The organism is Polyangiaceae bacterium (genome assembly GCA_020633235.1).
Lineage (GTDB): Bacteria > Myxococcota_A > Polyangia > Polyangiales > Polyangiaceae > JACKEA01.
Window position 1 is genome coordinate 165,828 of the sequence record JACKEA010000010.1, and the last position, 20,218, is coordinate 186,045.

The 20,218-nt window shown below is 67.0% G+C and carries 13 protein-coding genes and 1 pseudogene; 9 read left to right on the forward strand and 5 right to left on the reverse strand.

Annotated features, from left to right (window positions below):
• Nucleotides 1-38 precede the first annotated feature (38 nt).
• Together H6717_40265 and nadA are read left to right on the forward strand one after the other, a co-directional pair.
• A complete protein-coding gene (locus H6717_40265; protein ID MCB9583338.1) occupies nucleotides 39-2,009 on the forward strand; it encodes a sulfatase-like hydrolase/transferase in 1,971 nt (656 codons plus the stop codon).
• A 44-nt stretch (nucleotides 2,010-2,053) separates the two neighbouring features.
• Nucleotides 2,054-3,502, forward strand: a complete 1,449-nt coding sequence (nadA, locus tag H6717_40270; protein ID MCB9583339.1) for a quinolinate synthase NadA — start codon at nucleotides 2,054-2,056, stop codon at nucleotides 3,500-3,502.
• Here the strand turns inward: nadA and H6717_40275 are convergent.
• Both H6717_40275 and H6717_40280 read right to left on the reverse strand, forming a co-directional pair.
• Nucleotides 3,489-4,883: a transposase gene (locus tag H6717_40275; protein ID MCB9583340.1), complete on the reverse strand. Its 1,395-nt coding sequence runs from the start codon at nucleotides 4,881-4,883 to the stop codon at nucleotides 3,489-3,491. The two genes, nadA and H6717_40275, sit on opposite strands and share 14 nt — an antisense overlap.
• Nucleotides 4,880-5,380 (reverse strand): annotated as a pseudogene (locus H6717_40280) (IS5 family transposase). The gene H6717_40275 and the pseudogene H6717_40280 overlap by 4 nt, the downstream one beginning before the upstream one ends.
• Nucleotides 5,381-5,862: 482 nt before the next feature.
• Between H6717_40280 and H6717_40285 the strand changes: the two are divergent.
• A complete protein-coding gene (locus H6717_40285; GenBank protein ID MCB9583341.1) occupies nucleotides 5,863-6,366 on the forward strand; it encodes a hypothetical protein in 504 nt (167 codons plus the stop codon).
• Nucleotides 6,367-6,370: 4 nt separating this feature from the next.
• Here H6717_40285 and H6717_40290 read toward each other — a convergent pair whose 3' ends face one another.
• Nucleotides 6,371-7,363: an FAD-dependent thymidylate synthase gene (locus tag H6717_40290; GenBank protein MCB9583342.1), complete on the reverse strand. Its 993-nt coding sequence runs from the start codon at nucleotides 7,361-7,363 to the stop codon at nucleotides 6,371-6,373.
• Nucleotides 7,360-8,361, reverse strand: coding sequence for an aspartate-semialdehyde dehydrogenase (locus tag H6717_40295; protein MCB9583343.1), 1,002 nt, complete (start codon nucleotides 8,359-8,361; stop codon nucleotides 7,360-7,362). Before H6717_40295 ends, H6717_40290 begins: the two co-directional genes overlap by 4 nt.
• Nucleotides 8,362-8,498: 137 nt before the next feature.
• On the opposite strand from H6717_40295, the gene H6717_40300 reads away from it, so the two are divergent.
• The 3 genes from H6717_40300 (at nucleotide 8,499) to H6717_40310 (ending at nucleotide 16,737) form a co-directional block, all read left to right on the forward strand.
• Nucleotides 8,499-11,588 (forward strand): hypothetical protein, encoded by a 3,090-nt coding sequence (locus H6717_40300; protein MCB9583344.1) that lies wholly within the window; start codon nucleotides 8,499-8,501, stop codon nucleotides 11,586-11,588.
• Between the two features lie 468 nt (nucleotides 11,589-12,056).
• Nucleotides 12,057-14,957 carry a hypothetical protein gene (locus H6717_40305; GenBank protein ID MCB9583345.1) on the forward strand — a complete coding sequence of 967 codons (2,901 nt, stop codon included), beginning with the start codon at nucleotides 12,057-12,059 and terminating at the stop codon, nucleotides 14,955-14,957.
• A 10-nt stretch (nucleotides 14,958-14,967) separates the two neighbouring features.
• Nucleotides 14,968-16,737: a hypothetical protein gene (locus H6717_40310; GenBank protein ID MCB9583346.1), complete on the forward strand. Its 1,770-nt coding sequence runs from the start codon at nucleotides 14,968-14,970 to the stop codon at nucleotides 16,735-16,737.
• Between the two features lie 3 nt (nucleotides 16,738-16,740).
• On the opposite strand, the gene H6717_40315 is transcribed toward H6717_40310, so the two are convergent.
• A complete protein-coding gene (locus H6717_40315; GenBank protein MCB9583347.1) occupies nucleotides 16,741-17,148 on the reverse strand; it encodes a TIGR02266 family protein in 408 nt (135 codons plus the stop codon).
• An 87-nt stretch (nucleotides 17,149-17,235) separates the two neighbouring features.
• Here H6717_40315 and dnaJ point away from each other — a divergent pair, with 87 nt between their 5' ends.
• The 3 genes from dnaJ to proC are packed head-to-tail and all read left to right on the forward strand — an operon-like array spanning nucleotide 17,236 to nucleotide 19,902.
• Nucleotides 17,236-18,330 (forward strand): molecular chaperone DnaJ, encoded by a 1,095-nt coding sequence (gene dnaJ, locus H6717_40320; protein MCB9583348.1) that lies wholly within the window; start codon nucleotides 17,236-17,238, stop codon nucleotides 18,328-18,330.
• Nucleotides 18,327-19,034, forward strand: coding sequence for an HAD-IA family hydrolase (locus H6717_40325; GenBank protein ID MCB9583349.1), 708 nt, complete (start codon nucleotides 18,327-18,329; stop codon nucleotides 19,032-19,034). Before dnaJ ends, H6717_40325 begins: the two co-directional genes overlap by 4 nt.
• A 31-nt stretch (nucleotides 19,035-19,065) precedes the next feature.
• Nucleotides 19,066-19,902, forward strand: coding sequence for a pyrroline-5-carboxylate reductase (gene proC / locus H6717_40330; GenBank protein MCB9583350.1), 837 nt, complete (start codon nucleotides 19,066-19,068; stop codon nucleotides 19,900-19,902).
• Nucleotides 19,903-20,218: the final 316 nt, after the last annotated feature.

The following is a 20,218-nucleotide window of genomic DNA, read 5'->3' on the forward strand; positions in this document are numbered from 1 at the left end:
AGAACCGCGGGGAGGTTGCGCTAGGATTCGCGCCGTCCGTGCAGAACGTCGAGCTCGACAGCGAAGCACGCGGCCAAGGAGTGCCGCGCGTGGAGGCCGAATCCGCAGACTTCTCGGCGTTAGCCGAGGAGCGCCGGAGTGCGCGGCTGCGGCTCGTTCGCGCTCGCAAGCTGGCGGCGTTCGCGTTGCTCGCCGTGCCCATGGTCGCGGTGGTCGCCGCCGACGCTCTCCGTCGCGGGGACCGCTTGATGGAGCTCCACGGTGTCTATCGCGCGACCTACGCCGGCGCGATGCTCGAGAGCCTCGTCCTGTGGAGCCTGCTCTTGGTGGCGGCATCGCGGCGCCATGGTTGGGGGCGTTGGGTCGCGGCCGTGCTCTTCGTCGTGGCGGCCACCTTCACCTTTGGCGGACAGCAGTACTTCTTCCAGCAGTACAACGCGTACTTGAACGTCGACGTGTCCCTGTTTGCGTCGAACTTCATGGACAGCGTGGTGAATCAGCTGTTCGCCGACATCGGGAACTACCTGCGCGCGAAGACGCCGCCCTTCATCGTCGCCATCTTGCTCATAGCCTTGGGACGCCGGCTGATTCGCCCGCGCCGCTGGGTGGGGCGCGCGGCGTGCGTGGCGGCGCCACTGGTGCTGGTGGCGTCGTTCTTCATTCCGACGCAGCACCGCCACCTGCAAGCTTCCACGCCGGACGTCTTGTACCTCCAAGCGGTGGGCGGACTCATCCGTACGCAGCTCGGCTTCACGGATCAGTCGCATCAGCTGAGGCCGCGGGTTCGGAATTCGCTACCGGTGGCGAAGCTCACCCCCGGCAAGCCGGATCGGAACGTGGTGTTCGTGCTGTTGGAGAGCGTTCGCGCGGACGCCACCTGCATCAATCCGGATGAGAGCTGTCGCCGCACGGAAGCCACCAATCAGCTATTTCCAGGGCGATTTCCCTTCACCCAGATGCGCTCCATGGAGTCCTGCACGGCGATCAGCCTGGCCGTGCTGTGGTCCGGCGTGGGGCCGCAGGAGTCGCGTGACGTGCTCCACACGTGGCCGCTCTTGTTCGACTACGCCAAGGCCGCGGGCTTTCACACCGCCTATTGGACGAGCCAGAACATGATGTTCGGCAACGCGCGGCTGTGGGTGAAGAACCTGGGTGCGGATCGCTTCGTGAGCGCCACGGATCTGGAGCCCACGGCGGACCTGGACATGGGCGCGCCCGAAAACTACCTCGCGGATTACGTGGTGAAGGACTTCCAGAACCTGCCGGAGCCCTTCTTCGCGGTCGTTCATCTCTCGAACGTCCACTACCCGTATTACGTGAACCCGAAGGGGCCCCAGCCCTTTCAGCCCGCGACCACCAGCAAGGCCCCCGACAAGAACGGATCCTTCTTCAACTACTACCAGAACTCGGTCTATCAGCAGGACCAGCACATCGCGAAGATCCTGAAGCACATCCGAGAGTCCGACGCCGGCAAGCGCACCATCATCGTGTACACCAGCGATCACGGCGAGGCGTTTCGTGAGCACGGCCAGATGGGGCACACGTTCAGCATCTTCGACGAAGAGATCCACGTGCCCGCGTGGATCGACGCTCCCCCCGGCGTGCTCAACGAAGAAGAAGAGGCGAACCTCCGCGCCAAGCGCGACGCCTATCTGTTCCACGTGGACATGGCGCCCACCATGTTGGACCTGATGGGGCTTTGGGATGCGCCGCAGCTCGCCAAGTACAAGAAGAAGATGCTGGGTCACAGCATGCTGCGGCCGGAGCTCACGGAAACCGCGCTGCCCATGACCAACTGCGCGGGGGTGTGGAGCTGCGCCTTCGAGAACTGGGGCTACATGCGCCGCAACATGAAGCTCGAAGCGCGGGCCTGGGATACCGGCTGGAAGTGCTACGACGTCGAGCGCGACCCGTTCGAGACCACGGACCTCGGGCCCGCCGCCTGCGGCGACCTGCTCGACCACACCCTGAAGACCTTCGGGGGGCTGCCGGGGCGGACGCCGAAGTAGGCGCACCCCTGGAATTCGCGTGGGTGCGGTCCTATGACTCCGTCGTGGCTCACGCGGCATTTCCGACTCTGACCATCCACGCGGACCGCTTCGAGGCGGAGGGCGCCTTCGCCGAATCCCAGGCGGCGTACCTCGACCCGGATCCGGACGAAGTCGCGGCGCTCCAGCGGTTGCTGGAGGACAAGAACGCCGGCGTCGTCGCGCATTTCTACATGGACCCCGAGCTCCAGGGCGTGCTGGCCGCGTGCGAATGGCCGCACATCCACATCTCGGACTCCCTGGCCATGGCGGACGCGGCCATCGGCATGGTGGAAGGCGGCGCTCGTACCATCGTCGTGCTCGGTGTGGACTTCATGAGTGAGAACGTCCGCGCCATGCTCGACGCCAGCGGCCACGCGGACGTCCCCGTGTATCGCGTTGCCATGGAGCCGATTGGCTGCAGCCTGGCGGAGAGCGCGGAAGCCGCCGCCTACGGCGCGTACCTGCAGAAGGCCGCGCGCGTGCCGAGCTCCCTGCACGTCGTCTACATCAACACCAGCTTGATCACGAAGGCGCGGGCGCACGCCCTCGTTCCCACCATCACCTGCACCTCCAGCAACGTCGTGAAAACGGTGCTGCAGGCCTTTGCTCAGATCCCGGAAGCCAACGTGTGGTTCGGGCCGGACACCTACATGGGGAAGAACCTCGCCGAGCTGTTCCGCTCCCTCGCCGAGCTCCCCGTGGAACAGATCCGTGCTCTGCACCCGGCCCACGACCAAGCCAGCATTCGGCGCGTTTCCCAGCACTTCCACTATTTCGAGCAGGGCACCTGCATCGTCCACCACATGTTCGGCGCCGAAGTCGCCGAGCGCGTGCGGCAGGACTACCCCGACGCCTTCGTCACCGCGCACTTGGAGGTCCCCGGCGAGATGTTCCAGGTCGCGCTGGAGAAGCAGCGCCACGGGCAGGGGGCCGTGGGCTCCACCAGCGATATCCTCTCCTTCATCGGCAAGAAGGTGGACGAAGCCGTCAGCGGTCGCCTCTCGTTCGTGCTGGGCACCGAGGCCGGCATGGTCACTTCCATCGTTCGCCGAGTCCGCTCCGCGCTGCGCGCTCGCCCACAGGTCGCGGTCGACATCGTCTTCCCCGTGGCCAGCGAGGCCATCGCGGCTACGGGGGACGCCGAGCTGGCCGTCGTCCCCGGCGTGGCCGGGGGTGAGGGCTGCTCCACCGCGGGGGGCTGCGCCACTTGCCCCTACATGAAGATGAACAGCCTCGACGCCCTGCTCGAGCTCCTCGGCCGCGTGGGGGTCGCCGGCAAGGTCAGCCTCGCCCCCTTCGAGCCCCGCAAGTACGTGGAGCAGGTCGCCGGTCACACCGCCGCTGAGATGGGAGGCCGCCCCATCCTCCACATGCGTCACTTCCAGAAGCACGGTCGCCTCTCCGACGAGCTCGTTTTGGACATCCAGACCCGCGCTCAAGGTTCGGATCCAACGGCCGTTAAAGCGTGTTGACAGTTTTGGCCAACACCGCCCTTCTCGGGCGTTGGGCATAGGCCCTTCCTGCTTCGACGAGGGTAGTTTCACGGACCACCAAGAGCGGTGGTTCGCCAGAGCTTCCCTCTCCACAGGCGTTTTGCGTCTCCGCGTGCTTCGCGGCGACAGGAGGCCAGTCTCCTTGGCCGAGTACGCGAGGGTACTGAGCCAAGCACACGGCAGCGTTCTCATCGCGGTCGGCCTCGTGACCGCAACTACTGCAGTGAAAGGTGCGCTCTCCGAGGTCGAGCCGCTCGCCGATGGTCCCGCACGCGCTGCATCGGCGCGTGCTGGGGTAGAAGCGGTCAGCCACGGTGAGCGTTGCGCCGTACCACTTCGCCTTGTAGGCGAGCTGCGCTCCGAACAGCGCCCAGGCGCTGTCCGCGATGGCACGGGCGAGTCGGGTTTTGATGAGCCCCGAGATACTCAGCTTCTCGATGACCAAGTGACCGTGGGTCTGGGCCAGTCGGCTCGATTGGCGATGGGTGAAATCGTGTCGGATGTTGCGAATGCGTTGGTGCACGCGCGCGAGCTGGGCGCGGGCCTTGTGCCGATTGCGAGAGCCCGGCTGCTTCCGGGACAGGCTGCGGCTCTTGCGCCGCAGCTTCGGTAGCGCGGCGCGGAGCGGGCGCGGGCTCTCGATGTGCTCGACCTGCCTACCGCTTTCGCTGGCGAGCACCGCAAAGGTCTTGAGCCCGCGGTCGATGCCGACCGGCGGAGCCTCTGCGCTGCCGTGGCGCCGCGCGGGATGCAGCTCGGCGGCCTCGACGTTCAAGGTCACGCGCCAGCGGCCGCCCTCGCGGGTGCTGACCGTGGCGAACAGCACCTTGGCTCGATCGCTCTTCAACATGCGGCGCAGCCGGCGCGTGCATTCCCGGACGGCAATGCTGCCGAGCTTCGGCAGGCGCACGGAACGCGGGTCGCCCTCGCCAACGCGGACTTCGTTCTTCTTGTTGCGGATGCGGAACGACTGCCGCGCTTCCGACCTCTTCTTGAACTGGGGAAAGCCGGGAGGCTTGCCCGAGCGCTCTCCCTTGCGACCTGCCGAGAACGCTTGCAGCGCCCGCCCCAAGTCGACCGCCGCCTCTTCGAACACCTGCTGGACCACCTCGAAGCGCCAGGAGAGCCCCACGCGCCCGTCCTCGTCCACCCCGGCTCGCTCCGACCGCTTCCATTCATTGAAGTCGTTGATGAGATCGAAGCCCGACCACGGCGGCTTCTCCTCGGCCTCGAGGGCGTTGATGACAAAGCGCAGGCACTGGTTGAAGCCGAAGCGCGCCGCTCCGACGTGCCGCCGGAGCAGCTCCTCCTGCTCGCGCGTTGGCTGGAGCGTAAAGCTGAAGGTGGTGTGCCGAGTCACCCGGGCCACCCCGTGAGAGCAACGCGAGCAGCCGCAAGAATCACGAATCCGGCGTAGCTCCGCGTGGTCTTCTCGTAGCGCGTGGCCACGCGGCGAAACGCCTTCACTCGCCCGAACCAGCGCTCCACCGTGTTGCGGAGCCGGTACTTGTCGCGGTCGAGTTCGCGCTGGACCTTGCGATTCCTGCGCGAGGGGATGACCGCCTCGAACCCTGACGCCTGGATATGCGCCAGTGCGGCATTGCTGTCGTAGGCCCGGTCAGCGATGACAGCCTGTCCCGTACCCCGCTCCACGACGAGTGCATTCACCTGCGTCACGTCAGCCGCCTCGCCTCCCGTGACGATGAAGCGCACCAGCGCGCCCTCGGCCGAAACGAGCGCATGAACCTTTGTGGAAAAGCCACCGCGAGAGCGGCCGAGACCTTCTGATGATTGCCCGCCCCCTTTTTCAGCGCGCCCGCCGCATGTGGATGCGCTTTCACGATGGTGCTGTCCATCAACAGGTCATCGGAAGGCCGCACTTGCAGCACTTCGTGAAGCTGGTGCCAGCGACCCGCCAGCGCCCAGCGCCGAAAGCGCCGATACCACAGCGTTGCTTCGATGAAGCGACGATTATCGTCGCCCTTTGGACCGCGTGACGTGAGAGCGGAAACCAACGGCGCAATGCGTGCCCACTCGGCATCGGAAAGCGCGACTCGAACCCCCATTCGCGCAGCCTACCAATAACTGAACGTATGTCAAGCTAAACTCTCATCGAGGCAGGATTTCAGCACCAATCCCATCCAGAAACTGTCAACAGACTCTAGGCATTCGTAGAGCCCCACCCGTCGAATCCAGCAACGCTGTGAAAATTCAGCTCTGGCGCGAAGCTCGGAGTGCGCGAGTGTGGGGCCGGGTGCCGAAAGCTGCTACGAAACCAATGATTTCAGTAGCTTATACTCTTGCCCGGACGCTTGTGGCAGGGCACTCTGAATCTTGCCGTGGGTCTCTTTCGTATTGCCGTTGCGCTTTCGGTTCTCTCCCTCTCGGGGACTGCGCTGGCCGAGGGACCCCAGACGGCCAAGCCCGAGCTGCCTCGGGTAGCCAACGCCGGAGCGTTCGTGCGGGACACGAACGCCATCGGCGGTGGCCATCGTCAAGTACGGCGCCAGGCCTCCAAGGCCGAAGCGGCGAGTGAGCTACCGGCCGCCTTGTGCCTCCCGCCCGGCGCGGAGCTGCCCAGCGAGGCCGAGGACGCCCCAGAGGCCACCCCCGCTCCCAAGAAGAAGCGCTCGGTGAGCCACTGCGGCCCGGAGGGCTGCGGCTACAAGGCGCTGCTCGGACATCTCGTGATCACGCGCGATCTGGAGCTCCCCGGGTCTTCCGGCGTCGCGGTGCGGTTGCTTCCGACCTCCCACGCGCTGGCCGGCGATAGCCACTCTCGGTTCGTGGTGCGTCCGCGCGTCCAGGGTGCCTACGGCGTCCACCTGGCCGCGCGCTTCTGACCCGCTACTCCGTCGGGGACTCGTCGACCTGGGGCACGGCCTTGGCCATGCGCTCGGCGAACACCTCGGCGGGCTCGCCCTTGGAGACGTCCAGGTCGAAGTCGGGAACCGCCGCGGCCTGGAGCTTGGTCGTCAGCTCGGCGATCTCGCGATTGCTCATGCCGAGCTCCGCCAGGGCGCCGCGATCCAGGTTCTGCCCGCCGCTCGTGGTGAGCGCGTCCGGGGCGGCGCTCACGAGCTTGCGCAGCGCTTCGAGCTCCATGCGGCTCATGCGGGCTCCGCACACGTCGTAGTCGATCCACGCTTCGTAGCTGAGGGGCGCGACGCGCTTCAGCATACCCGCCATCACGCGGCCGTACTCCTGGATCTCCCACTGCGCGTGGCTGTCCACCCGCAGCTTGAGGAAGTGCAGCAGATTGTGCAGGTCGATCTTCCAGTACCACTGGGTGTAGGTCGACAGCGGCAGATCGATGCGGGACAGCTCACGCGCCAGATCTTCCTGGGTCATCCACTCATAGGCGCTGGCGCTGAGGCGACGGATCTCCGTCCAGCGCCCCTTGGCCTCCGCATAGATCTCGGCAGAGACCGGATTGCCGCTGCGGCCCTGGTTGTTCTCCCGGCTCTGAGTCTGCAGCTGATCTTCGCTCGGCATGTAGAACAGCATCGGCATCAGCGAATAGCGTCCCGAGTACTCGTTCACGTTGGCCGTGCGATGACGGATCCACTGCCGCGCCACGAACATCGGCATGCAGCAGTGGAACTTGAGCTCCACCATCTCGCTGGGCGTGGTGTGCAGGTGGCGTCGCAGATAGCGGATCAGCCCGCGCGTGAGGCTGGCTTTGCGGGTCCCGTAGCCGTAGCTCACGCGCGCCGCCCGCTCGATGCACTCGTCCGTGCCCATGTAGTCGACCAACGACACGAAGCCGTGGTCCAGCACGGGAAAATACAGTCCCAGGATTTCCTCTGCCCCGGGGGAAACGGGGCGGCGGGAGCTCATGCCAAGAGCTCCGCGATCTGGACCGCGTTCAGCGCGGCGCCCTTGCGCAGGTTGTCGGAGACCACCCACAAGTTGATGGCGCCCGGCACGGCCAGGTCGTCCCGCACGCGGCCCACGTAAACGGGATCCGTGTCCGCCGCGTGAAGCGGCTGCGGTTCCTTGCCCGGCGCATAGTCCGCGTCGAAGAGCTCGATGCCCGGGGCATTGCGCAAGAGCTCCAGCACCTGCTTCGCGTTCAAGGGCTCATGGCACTGGATGTGAACCGACTCGCTGTGACCCGTCACCACGGGAACCCGCACGCAGGTCGGCGTGACGCCAATCTCGCGATCCCCGAGGATCTTCCGAGTCTCGTTGACCAGCTTGAGCTCTTCTTCAGAGTAGTTGCCGTCCCCCGGCTTCCAGTCGCTCACCAGGTTCATGGCGATCTGCGTGGGGAATACCTTGGCTTCCGCTTCTTTGCCCGCGGCGAGGGCAGACATCTGGGTGCGCAGCTCTTCCACCGCCGCGTGCCCCTTGCCGCTCGTCGCTTGATAGGTGGACACCACCACGTGCTTGAGGCGCGCCTTGTCGTGAAGGGGCTTGAGCGCAACCACGAGCTGAATGGTGCTGCAGTTCGGGTTGGCGATGATGCCCTTGGGTTTGTGCATCACCGCTTGGGGGTTCACCTCCGGAACCACCAACGGCACCTCGTCGTCCATGCGCCAAGCGCTGGAGTTGTCGATCACCGTGGCGCCCGCCGCCGCGGCGATGGGCGCGAACTCCCGCGACACGCCGGCGCCCGCACTGAACAACGCGATCTCGACGCCTTCGAAGGACTTCGGGGTCAGCTCGAGCACCTCTACGGCTTCGCTGCGGAAGGAGAGACGGCTACCTGCGGAGCGCTTGGACGCGAGCGGCACCAAGCGCTCCACGGGAAAGTCCCGCCGCTCCAGCGTACGCAGCATTTCTCGGCCCACGGCGCCCGTTGCGCCCACCACGGCCACTACCTTGCTCGTCATCTTCGGCTCTCCACGTTCTCGAAGCGGCTTGGCACGCCGCGGACATCCGGCGAACGCTATGCCCGGCCCCCGCGTCGCGCAAGATCGCTGCGAATAGGGCGGGCACAAACCGCCGCCGTGATTTACGCTCCGTTCCCATGGTTCGCGCTGCGACTAGAGCGCTCCGCTCCACTGATACTGTACGTCTCGTCGCTCTGGCGCTCACCGCGGGGTCTCTCGCCTTCGCCGGCTGCGGAGGGGCCACGCCCAAGGCGCGCAGCGCCGCAAAGTCCGTCAAGTCGAGCAAGAGCGGTCCGCCGCCCCGCTACGTGACGCCGGCACGCCTGTTTGCGCTGCCGCAGGGCAGCGGCGTCACCACCAACGCCGTCGACCCCGACGGTACCCGACGGCTCATCGTGCACGGCATTCGCGTGGTGCAGCGCGTGGACGGCTCCTTGGAGCGGGCCAAGGAGGTGTTTCCCGGCGGCCGGAGCGTCAGCTTCGTCGAGCTGCCGGATCGCCTCGGGGGCGGCTACGTCTTTTACACCAACGCCAGTGGCACGGCGCTCATCTGGCGGGCGAAGACCTGGGCCGGACAGCTCGAGCCCATGGCCAACGTCGACTTGGACGTCGAGCAGATCGTGCCGGGCTTCGATCGCCTGTACGTCGTGGACCGGCGTTCCGTGGACGTCGTCGCGCTCGATTCCGAGACCGGCAAGCCGACGGATCTGGGATCGTTGCCGGTCGCCCCGGCCTATTCGGACATGGCCTTCGCGGACGAATGGGTCGGTGCAGTGGAGGTGCCCTACCAGGGCATCTTGGCGACGTTCGACGCGGGCTCCAGCTGGCGCCGCATCGACGTGTACCCAACCTACGGCGTGAAGCTCGAGGGGCAGGGCATCATCATGAGCACGGGCCAAGGACGCCTGCTGCTGTCCCCGGATGGCGCCGTGCGACAGGAAACGGTGGGCGCCCAAGGAGACGCCCTGTTCTCCCACGCCGGCCGCCACGGCAAGGCCAAGAACCTGAACGCGCAGCCCCCACCCCCGGAGTCCACGCTGCCGCCGCCGGGTCCGCTCGGTCGCGAACCTCTGGTCAACGCCGTGCTGCACGGGTTCCCCGTCGACAAGCAGAGCGCCGTCGTCATCCATCAAGGTGCCATCGGTCGCGTCAGTCTCAGCGACGGCCGCCTGCTCGACGTCGACGAGCACGCCTTGGTGGGCGCAGCCACTTGTCAGGGCGTTCCCCTCGGGGACTCCTTCGGCTTCGTCTGCGGAGAGGAGCGCGGTCGAACGACGGTGTACCGCTTCGAGGCGCCGATGGGCCTCGAACGCATGATGCGTTTCGACGGGCCGCGTTACGTGGCTTCCAGCGGAAACGGTTCGCTCGTGATCCGCGGTTCCTGCTCGGAGCACGACAGCGATTCGGGGGGCAGCTATTGCGTGGTGGATCGCGCGGGCAAATCCCGCGAGATCAAGGTGAAGGGTGACGTCGGCGTCGAGCGCGTCGTCGCCCTGACGGACGGGCGTGCGGCGGTGGTGGTTCCGCCGCGCCTCGGCGCACCCGGCTTGTTGACGATCGTCGAGCGCTCCGGGGCCGCGAAGAGCGTGAAGCTGAAGCTCCCCAAGGCGGACGCATCCACCTTGGCGCTGCTCAAGAAGGGCCTGTGGCTCGATGGTTTCGTCGAGACCAAACGCAAGAAAGACATTTTTCTTTCTGGTTGGGTCGTCGCGGCAGGCCCCTTCGTCGGCGTGCGCGTGAACCTCGATGGCAAGGTGAAGATCGGCAAGATCGAGAACGACATCGGGCAAACGCTGCTCTCCTCTACCCTCGCTCTGGTGCTCGGTCGCGGCGGGCGCGCTGCGGAGACAGTGGACGGCGGCTTCACCTGGCGCGAAGTGGACTTGCCGCCTTCCGCGGACGAGCGCGCGCGGCGTCAGGTCGGCGCGAGCTCGGAGATCCGGGGCTGCGGCCCCGTGGGCTGCGCGTTCGGCTCCTGGCTTCGCGTCGGGTGGAGCGGCAAGAAGGAGAAAGCCGAGCTGGTGATGGCCGAGGCGCCGCGGCCCACTGTGCTGCCGAGCCCCGGCGGTGGGCGTTGGCGCATGGAGTGCGTGCCCACCGGCGCGGGTTACGGACCGCCGGCTGGTACCAAGCGTCCGCCGCCGCGTCCCACCTACCGCTACCGGGCGCATCGTCCCGACGAAATGGACGAAGCACCGTGGGCGAGCTTCTTCGGCGTCGCGCCGCCGGCCAAGAAGGCGGAGGACGTCGGGCTCGATTACGGCCTCGAGCACACGCAGACCAAGCTCCGCGGTTATGCCTGGGGAACCCGCGGCGCCAGCTGGGATCGCGTCGGCAATTGGCAGGTCCGCGCTTTCGACGAGTGGTCCCTGGCCGATGCGGTGTGGTCCACGGCAGTGTCCCGCACCCCCTGGGCGGATCAGATCTCGGCAACACAGGCCTTCGGTCTCGATCCGAGCGCGCCCACCGCGTGGAGCGCCGCGTTCGAACCCTCGGGGCGCGGAGCCGCGCTGCTGGTGAACGCCCGCGGCACCATGGAGCTCTATCTGTTGGAAGAGAACCGCACCATCGTCCCGGTGAGCGGCGCCGCCAAGAACGGCCTGTACCAGCTCTCCGGCGCGGTGAAGCTGGGCAGCACTTGGTACCTGGGCTCGGCGCAGGGCAACAACGCGTTCCAGCTCTTCCGCGTCGAAGGCAACCGCTTGGTCCGCGTGCGCATGTACCCGCTGCGGGACGCATCGCGCGCTCGCGGCATGCTGCACAGCGAGCTCACTCGCAACCAGCGGGGCGACGCCCTCGCCATTTGGGTGCAAGCACGCCGCACGCGGGGCATCGCCACGAAGTGGTACGTGTATCCCGTCAATCCCGAGAGCGGCGACGTCTCCGAGCCCATCGAGCTCGCAGGCGAAGAGCTCGCGAACACTCCCGAGCACTGCGCTTCCGGTGACGACGGCTACATCTTGGAAGGCGAGCCGCCGGTCGATCCTTACGTGGACTTCGCGAAGGGTGCGGACAGCGTGCGCGCGCGTCGTGTGACGGCGCGCATGCTCGCGAGCGTGCGCGGCGTTTGTCTCGATGCCCTCAGCGCAGAGAGCGAAGGCGGAGTGCCCGCGCGCATGGCGGGTACGGATCTCGGAACCTGGGGACGGGGGCGCAGCACCACCGAAATGGTGCTCCAGGACCGGGACCGGAGCGGCCAGCGGTGGGGATTTCGCTGCGCCCCATGAGATTCGACAGGCCTTGCCTACATTGTCCTCCGACGGGGACGGCGGACGGCGCGTCATGGACCTAAGGCCCCAAGGACGCGAACCGCATTTCAAATTTGAAATGCCCTCCACTGACCTGCACGGCGTTTCAGTCGAATTGCGTTTGGCGTGCCGTTTCAGGGATTTGCAATTTGGCAGGTGGGCTGCTACCTGATGTTTCGTCCGCGTGGAGCGAGGCTGTCCCCCCCCCGGCCCCTCTACGCGGACACTTTTTTTTGTCCCGTGTCTCGTGACGCACGGCGACGACGGCGCCCCCGGCTGTCCCACATCGTCGGAGAAAACTGGGGCGGCCTGCGTCGAACACGGGCAACGCGCAGCGTGAGCGGGTACGCTTGTGGCCGTTCGAGCCGGTGCGCTCGGACCGGTGCTTGGAATCTGGGAGACGCGTACGTGTGCGCGCGCTCCCCGGAATAGCTCGGAGGCTCTCACTTGTCCCTCGCTCGACTTCGGTTCATCAGCGCGGTGGCTTGCGTCACGGCACTCGGCTCGGCCATCGCCATGGCGAGCTGCTCTTCGGACAACGGCGGCACTACCAAGAAGCCGACGGCGGACGCGGGCCCCGACGCGAACTATCCCAAGCCCGGGCCGGGTGAAGTTTGCCTTCAGCCTCCGGATCCGGTGTTCGTGGCCTTGCGTTTCGAGCCCGAGCGGCTGGTGCTCGCGCCCGACGAAGAGCGCGAGGTCGACGTCGTCGTGGTGCCCGACATCTGCGTACCCACGGACGTCAGCTTTGCGACCGGCGACGAGAGCATCATCGAAGCACCCGCTGCGCAGACCGCGGACCTACTGACACCGCGCCTTCACGTGAAAGTCACGGGCAAGGCCAGCGGCAAGACCACGCTCACGGCGAGCATTCCCAAGGGTGACGGTACGGACGCCACGGCGGTGCTGGACGTCGACGTTCGCTCCAAGGATCTGCCCACCTGCTCCGGCACCGAATCCGGCAAGCTCGACGACGGCGTCACCATTTCCGGCAGCGGCGGCCTGGCCGGCGCGTCGATCGGTCTGCAGAGCGGCGCGACCAAGCCGAACTCCGGCAGCTTCTTGTGGCACGTGGATCCCTTCGATGCGACCATCGGCTGCGGCGCCGATCAGGTCCCCAGTGGCTTCACCGCCATCGGCCCGGCCATCACTTTTGGTCCCGAGACCACGGTGCTCAAACGCGAGATCCCGTTCTCGGTCCCGATCAACCCCGCCGCCACTCCGCCGGGCGCACGCCTGCGTCACATCACCGTCAGCTACACCGGCCCCCACGCGAACACGCCCCGCGCCATCCCCATCGCCAACCCCGCCATCGTGCCCGAGGGCGACGGCTACGTGCTGAAGTTCTCGGCGCCCTGGCTCGGCACCTATCAAGCGATCGTGAAGAGCGACGCGGGCACGCTGACCCGCACGCGCCACCTCACGCACCGCGCCTTGATCGGCATCTCGATGGGTGGCGGCGGCACCGCCATGTTCGGTATGCGCAATCACGACAAGTTCGACGTGATCGCGCCGCTCGGTGGTCCCGTGGATTGGACCTGGATGCTCGGCTACATCGAGAAGAACCACCTCGGTGGCTTCTTGCCCAACGACGGCACCACGCCTCCCACCCAGCTCGGCACCATGGCGGAAGCGCCGCTCCCCTACGAGCACCCTCAGTCCTTCAACCAGTGGTGGTACGAGTACCCGAAGACGGGCAACGGCGGCAGCTTCCCGCGCTCGGAGTACGTGCAAATCTTCCGCGACCTGGCGCTCATGTTCGGCAACCCGAACAGCTACAACCCCACGCCCGGAGCGGAGAACCTGCCCGCCGGCATCTCCCCCACGGACAAGTCCGTGGTCGGGGATCATCCGGGGCGCGAGTGCGCCGTCACCGTGGATCCCATCAGCGGCGATCCGAACGAGGCCAAGCAGAAGGAGCTCAACGACAACTGTCCCGCGGAGCGCTGCAAGTACACCACGGTGCTGCAGAACTACTACGACGACGAGTACAACCCCAACGGCACCTTCCCGGTGATCACCGTGTGTGACGGCTCGCCGCAGAACAAGGACCTCACGCCCTACGCCAACACCTGGAGCGACACCGGCAACAACAAGCCGCTCGAGCTGGCACTGGCGGTCGACTACAACAACAACGGCGTTCGAGACGAGGACGAGCCCATCCTGCGCCAAGGCCACGAGCCCTACGACGACGTCGGCACCGACGGCCTCGCGGACGCCCAGGAGCCCGGCTACCAGGCGGGCGTGAACGACGATCCGAACGGGGACGACTACCACCCGCAGTACAACCCGACGGGCACCGAGGGCAACTACCGGTGGGACGAAGGCGAGCCCTACAAGGACTACGGTCTCGATGGCGTCGCCAACACCGCGAGCAGCCCTTATGACTTCGGCGAGGACAACGGCAAGTTCGACTACGCGCCGGGCTACCGCACCTTCCTGGAGCGCGACTCTCGCTCCATCATCGATCAGCTGCCGATGGCCACGCAGGCCAAGAAGTTCGACGACGACGCTCTGGCGCGCCTGGATCTATGGACCGACGGCGGCACCCGGGACCTGTTCAACTTCGCCGTGGACGCTCAAGCGCTGACGGGGGCTTGGGCCAGCCGCGGACGCATCGTCCACTACTACGAGGAGTTCCACCACATCCCCGGGCAAGACCCGACGGACCCGAAGAGCTTCGTCGCCGGCAACATCGACTGGGGCGACGTCCCTGGTGGCGTGCTGCTGCGCTACGGCAAGGTCGACCCGACGCAGACGGACATCGACAACGGCTCCGGACAGCACGTGGGTACGGTCGACGAAATCGCGCGTCGCCTGCAGTCCGCCCTCTACTACATCGGCTCGCGCTGGCCGGACGCACCGCGCACCTTCGACGACGACGCCGCCTTCGATCCCATCCCCGGCGCAGACCCGTGCGAGATCGACGGCACTTGTGATTTCTCCTTCACCGATTCTCGCGGACGCACCGGACCGGTGAGCATCTCGCTGCCCACGGGCTACGGTCACAACGGCAACATCGACAAGCGCTATCCGGTCATCTACCTGCTGCACGGTTACGGGCAGACGCCGGAGGATCTCAAGGCGGCCATCATCTTCCTGAAGAACTGGATGAACTTCGGCGGCGACTCCAAGGCCACGCGGCTGCCCAAGGCCATCCTCGTCTACGTGGACGGCCGTTGCCGTTCCGGCAAGGCCGACGAAGCCGAGTGCATTCGCGGCACCTTCTACACGGACTCGGTCCGCGAGAAGGGACCCAAGATGGAAGGCTGGTTCCTCGAGCTCATGGACGAGATCGACAAGCGTTACCGCACCATGCCGGCGTCCGATGTGGAGTGGACCGAGTAGCTTCCGCTGGATGTCGGTTCGCCGCGGTACCACGCGGCTCGCCGGCTTGGCGCTGATCTCGGCCCTGTCCGCCTGCGGCTCGGACGACGCCGCCGGCGGCAGCGGCGGCGCGCCGAGCGGCGGCGGTGCGGCGGGCATGGCATGGTGGCGGCGGCACGGGGGCGCCGCGGGCAGCAGCGGCGTCGCGGGCAGCGGCGGCGCGGCGGGCAGCGGCGGTCTGCCCACCCTGACGTCCACCGTCGCGACGTGCGCCGACGTCACAACTCCCTGCGCCAGCGTCGATTTCGCCCAGTCCGCCCATCCGATCTCGCCCATGCTTTTCGGCGACGGCGTGGAGTGGCAGCACTTCGCGAACGGGATCTTCGCGCCGGACGCGAGCGGCGTCACTGCCGGCGCGCCGCGCCCCGCGATCATGACGGAGCTCGCCAAGCTGGGCATCACTCAGATGCGCTACCCCGGCGGCACCCTCAGCGACCTCTTCCACTGGAAGGAGGCCGTCGGCCCCGTCGCTTCCCGGCTCCCGCAATACACGCTGGACCTCGACTCCGCGAACGTGTTGCAGAAGGAGCTGCCCAACTTCGGCCCTGACGAGTTTGCGAGCTTTGCCGACGACCTGAGCATGGACATCTTGCTCACCGTGAACGTGGGCACCGGCACCGCGCAAGAAGCGGCGGACTGGGTCGCGTACTGGAAAGGGAAGGGCATCACGCCCAAGTACATCGAGATCGGCAACGAGATGTACCTGCCGAGCCCCGGCGGCACCGTGTTCCCGCCGATGGATCCGGCGCTCTATGGACAGAAGTTCGACGAATACGCCAAGGCAATCCGTGCGGTGGAGCCGAACGCCAAGCTCGGCTTGATTGGCACGATGGACACCACATTCTGGTGCGCGCCCAACTGCACGCCGGAGTGGAACGAGCAGGTGCTCACGAACGTGAAGGAGAAGGCCGACTTTTTCGCCGTTCACAACGCCTATGCGCCCGGCACCACGCTGGACGGTCAATCGGTGTACGAGGCCATGCTGGCGTACCCGGAGTTCTTCCGGACGACCAGCAGCTTCATCGCGCAAGACGTGGACTTTCACGCCGCCACGGTGAACAAGGGGCTGCCTCTGGCCATCACCGAGCACGCCTCGTTCTTCCTGCCCACCGCCGGGGCGGATCCGAGCACCATCATCGCCGAGGTGGAGCGGAACCAGAGCTGGGCCTCCGCCCTGTACTCGGCCCTCGACTACCAAGTGATGGTGTCGGACCCACGCATCCAGATCGCCAATCACATCAACCCCGTGAGCTGGCTGTGGCAGGCGCCGGTCCACGTCGACCTGCCGGATTGGTCCAGCTATCCCGACAGCTACACGCCGAACCCGCGCGTCTCGTCCTTCGGCCTCGTGTTCCAGGCGTTCCGGGAGCTGGCGGATCAGAAGTACGTGCCGGTCACGCTGGTCGGCTCACCGACGCACAGCACTCAGCCCGTGGGCTTGATACCGGAGCTCACCGACACGCCCGTGCTCTCCGCCGTAGCGGCCAGCGGCACGGACGGTCACGGCTGGCTCCTGGTCGTGAACCGCAGCCTGACCGACGCCGTCGACTTCTCCTTCGTGCTCGAGAGCGCCACTGGCGCCACGGAGCTCGAGATCGACCGCCTGGCGAGCAGCGATTTCCACGAGGACACCGCGGCGTGGACGCCCGTGGAGCACGGGCTCTTGCCGGAGCCCGGGGCGACCTTCGGCGGCAAGGTTAGCGTGCCCGCTGCTTCTCTGTTGCGCCTCCGGCTGCGCTGAAGCTCAGGCTTCGGGCTTTCGCCCCAGGAGCTTCTCGGCCAGGTGCTCGCCGAGCTCTTCGACCAACAGCGCCTCTACGGAAGAGACCTTCTCGCGCCGTTCGTCGTCGCTCGTGAACTGGAACTCGATGCCCATGCCGGCGGGGCTCTCTTCTTCGGCGTGGTCCGTGTCGGTGATCCACATGACCTTGCCCCGGAGCCGCAGCGGCTCCTCCAGGTGCGGGATGCCGAGGGCGAACACGAACTCCGTGCCGATGGGCAGCGGCCGCTCCGTGGCGATGAACGTACCCCCGCGCGAGATGTTCTTCGTGTAGTCGGCGAAGAAGGTATTCAGCCGCTTGTACTCGACCTTGAGCTCAATCGGCGCTCGTTGGGCGCGTCGCCGGTCGCCGGGCGGGTCCGATACGCTCATGCAGCTGCAAGGCTAGAACACCGGGGCTAATTCTGGAAGCGCCGCCTCGATCCGGAGCCTGGCCGTGCTATCAAGGGTCGGTTCGCCGTGCGAGATCCCTACGAGGTACTGGGTGTCGGGCGCAAGGCCTCGGACGCCGAGATCCGATCGGCCTTTCGCCGCAGCGCGGCGCGCCATCACCCCGACCGGAACCCGGGTGATCCGGACGCGCAGAAGCGCTTTACGGAGATCAATCAGGCTTACCAAGTGCTCAGCGATCCGCAGAAGCGCGCGGCGTGGGATCGCTTCGGCGAGGCGGCCTTTCGGCCGGGGGGCGCCGGGCCGGGTGGTGTTCCGTTCGTGGATCTCGGCGGCCTCGACGGCATCTTCGGCGACATCCTCGGAGCCTTTGGCTTTCGAACTCAGGATCGCGGCGACCTACGCCAAAAGATCGAGATCAGCTTCGAGGAAGCCGCGCGCGGAGCGGACAAGGAGCTGAGCTACGACTGCATGGACACGTGCAGCGACTGCAAGGGAGGCGGCGCCGCGCCGGGCACGCCGGTCACCTCTTGCGGTGCGTGCGGCGGCCGGGGCCGCGTGCGTTTCCAGCAGGGCATGTTGCCCTTGCCGGTGGAGCGCGCGTGCTCCCGTTGTCGCGGAACCGGTCGCATTCCGAGCACGCCGTGTCGTCGTTGTGGCGGCTCCGGCTTGGTACAGATCAAGCGCACCACGCGCATAGAGATCCCGGCGGGTATCGAGTCCGGTGCCAACCGTACCGTGGAGGGCGGCGGCAGCCGCCCGCATCCGGACAAGCCTCCCGGCAATCTCGAGGTCGTCGTTTCCGTCGCGTCGCATCCCTTCTTCCACCGTCGCGGGGACGACGTCGTGTGCGGCGTGCCCGTCACCTTCGCGCAAGCCGCCCTGGGCGGCGAGGTGGAAGTGCCCACCTTGGATGGCAAGGTGAAGATGCGCGTGCCGCCCGCCACGCAGCCCGGCACCGTGCTGCGCATCCGCGGCAAGGGCATCCCGCACCGCGTGCGCGGCGGCCGCGGGGATCAGCTGGTGGAGGTGAGCGTGGAGGTGCCCACGAACCTCAGCGATCGCGCGCAGGAGCTGATCGAACAGCTGGCCTCGGAGCTCGGCGAGGACGTGCAACCGCAGCAGCGCACCTTCGTCGAAAAGCTGAAGAGCTTGTTCGGGTGAAAGCCGTCACGTTCGATTTCGGCCAGACCCTGGCGGAGCTGGACCACGAGATGCTGGCGCGCCGCGTGGCAGAGCGCGGCGCAGAGCTGGATCCCGCGCGAGCGCGCGCCGAGACCGACGCCGCGTGGCGCGCCTACGGTGACGCCAAGCGCGCGGGGCTCGAGGGACGCGACGCGTGGTGCACCTTCATGCGCACACTGCTCACGCGCGCAGACGCCCAGGGTGCCGACATCGACGCGCTGGCGTCTTGGCTTTTTTCCGCGCAGCCCCAACAAAATCTGTGGAGGAAACCCATCCCCGGGATGTTCGAGCTGGTGCATGCACTGGAAAGCGCCGGCGTGCCCGTGGGTATCGTTTCCAACTCCGAGGGGCGGCTCTCCGAGCTGGTGACGGAGCTCGGGCAACGGCAACACTTTGGCGTGGTGGCGGACTCCGGTCGCCTCGGTTTCGAAAAGCCGGACCGCCGCATCTTCGAGCACGCCGCGAAGGCGCTGGGTGTCGCTCCAGAAGCGTTGGTGCACGTGGGCGACGCCTGGGAAGCGGACGTCGTGGGGGCGCTCGCGGTAGGCGCCCAGGCGGTGTACTTCGCACCGGAGGCGCCGGCGTCCTTGCCGGAGGGCGTGCGCTTCGCGCGGGACGCGGCGGAGGCACGCGCGGCCCTGGTGGCGCTGGGCATCGGCGAGCTGGCGACAAATCGAGCTTGAAAGGCGGGCGCGCATCGCCCACCGTTCGCGCATGGAATCGCGACGTATCGGCATGCTCGGCTCCGGCAACATGGCGGGAGCACTCATTCGCGGGCTCATCGCATCCGGCACCGTGCAGAAGGATCAGGTTCGCGCCAGCGACGTGCGCCGGGAACGCTTGGACGAGCTCCACGCCGAGTTCGGCATCGAGACCACCCAGGACAACAAGGCGCTGGTGAGCTGGGCCGATCTGCTCGTGCTCTCCATCAAGCCGCAGGTCATGGATCGCGTGCTCGAGCAGGTAGGTGAGGCCGTGAACCCCGACACACTGGTGGTGAGCATCGCGGCGGGCGTGCCCATCCGCGCCATCGAGTCGCGCTTGCACAGCGGCGTGCGGGTGGTGCGCGCAATGCCCAACACCGCGGCCATCGTGCTTGCCGGTGCCACGGGCGTAGCCCCGGGAGCTCACGCCACGGAAGAAGACGTCGAAGTCACCCGCACGCTGTTCGAAGCCGTGGGTCGCACGGTGGTGCTGGACGAATCGCTGATCGACGCGGTCACCGGCCTCTCCGGCAGCGGCCCCGCGTACATCATGCTCATGATCGAAGCGCTGGCCGACGGCGGCGTGAAGGTCGGCCTACACCGCGACACCGCGCTCTTGCTCGCTGCGCAGACCGTGTTCGGCTCCGCCAAGCTGCTGCTCGAAACCGGCGAGCACCCCGGGCGCCTCAAGGACATGGTGACGAGCCCCGGCGGCACCGCCATCGCCGGCCTGCACACTCTGGAGTCCGGCGGCATGCGCCGCACGCTGATCGACGCGGTGGAGTCCGCCACCAAGCGCGCCGTCGAGCTGGGGGAGGCCATGGCCGCCAAGCTCGAACGCAGCTGAGCGTTCTCGTGCACTGCCCACGACTTCGTGGGCGAGAGCTTGTTGGTTCGCCGCGGTCGCCTCCAGTTTCGACCGTCGCGAAGTCGCGTCGAAGAAGCGTAAGGGTGCACGCTCGTCGCGGCGCGCCTGCGAATCGCCCGCGGTGAGCGTCAGCGCGACGTTCGCGAGCGGGCAGCGTTGTCGCGACCTTCGCCAGCGAATGGAACGGGAGGAACGTTGTCGCGACCTTCGCCAGCGCGCCAGCGAATGGGCCGCGTTGGCACATGCTGCGCGCAAGAAAAAGACAGCTCAATGTCGAATTTGCTCGACAAGGTTT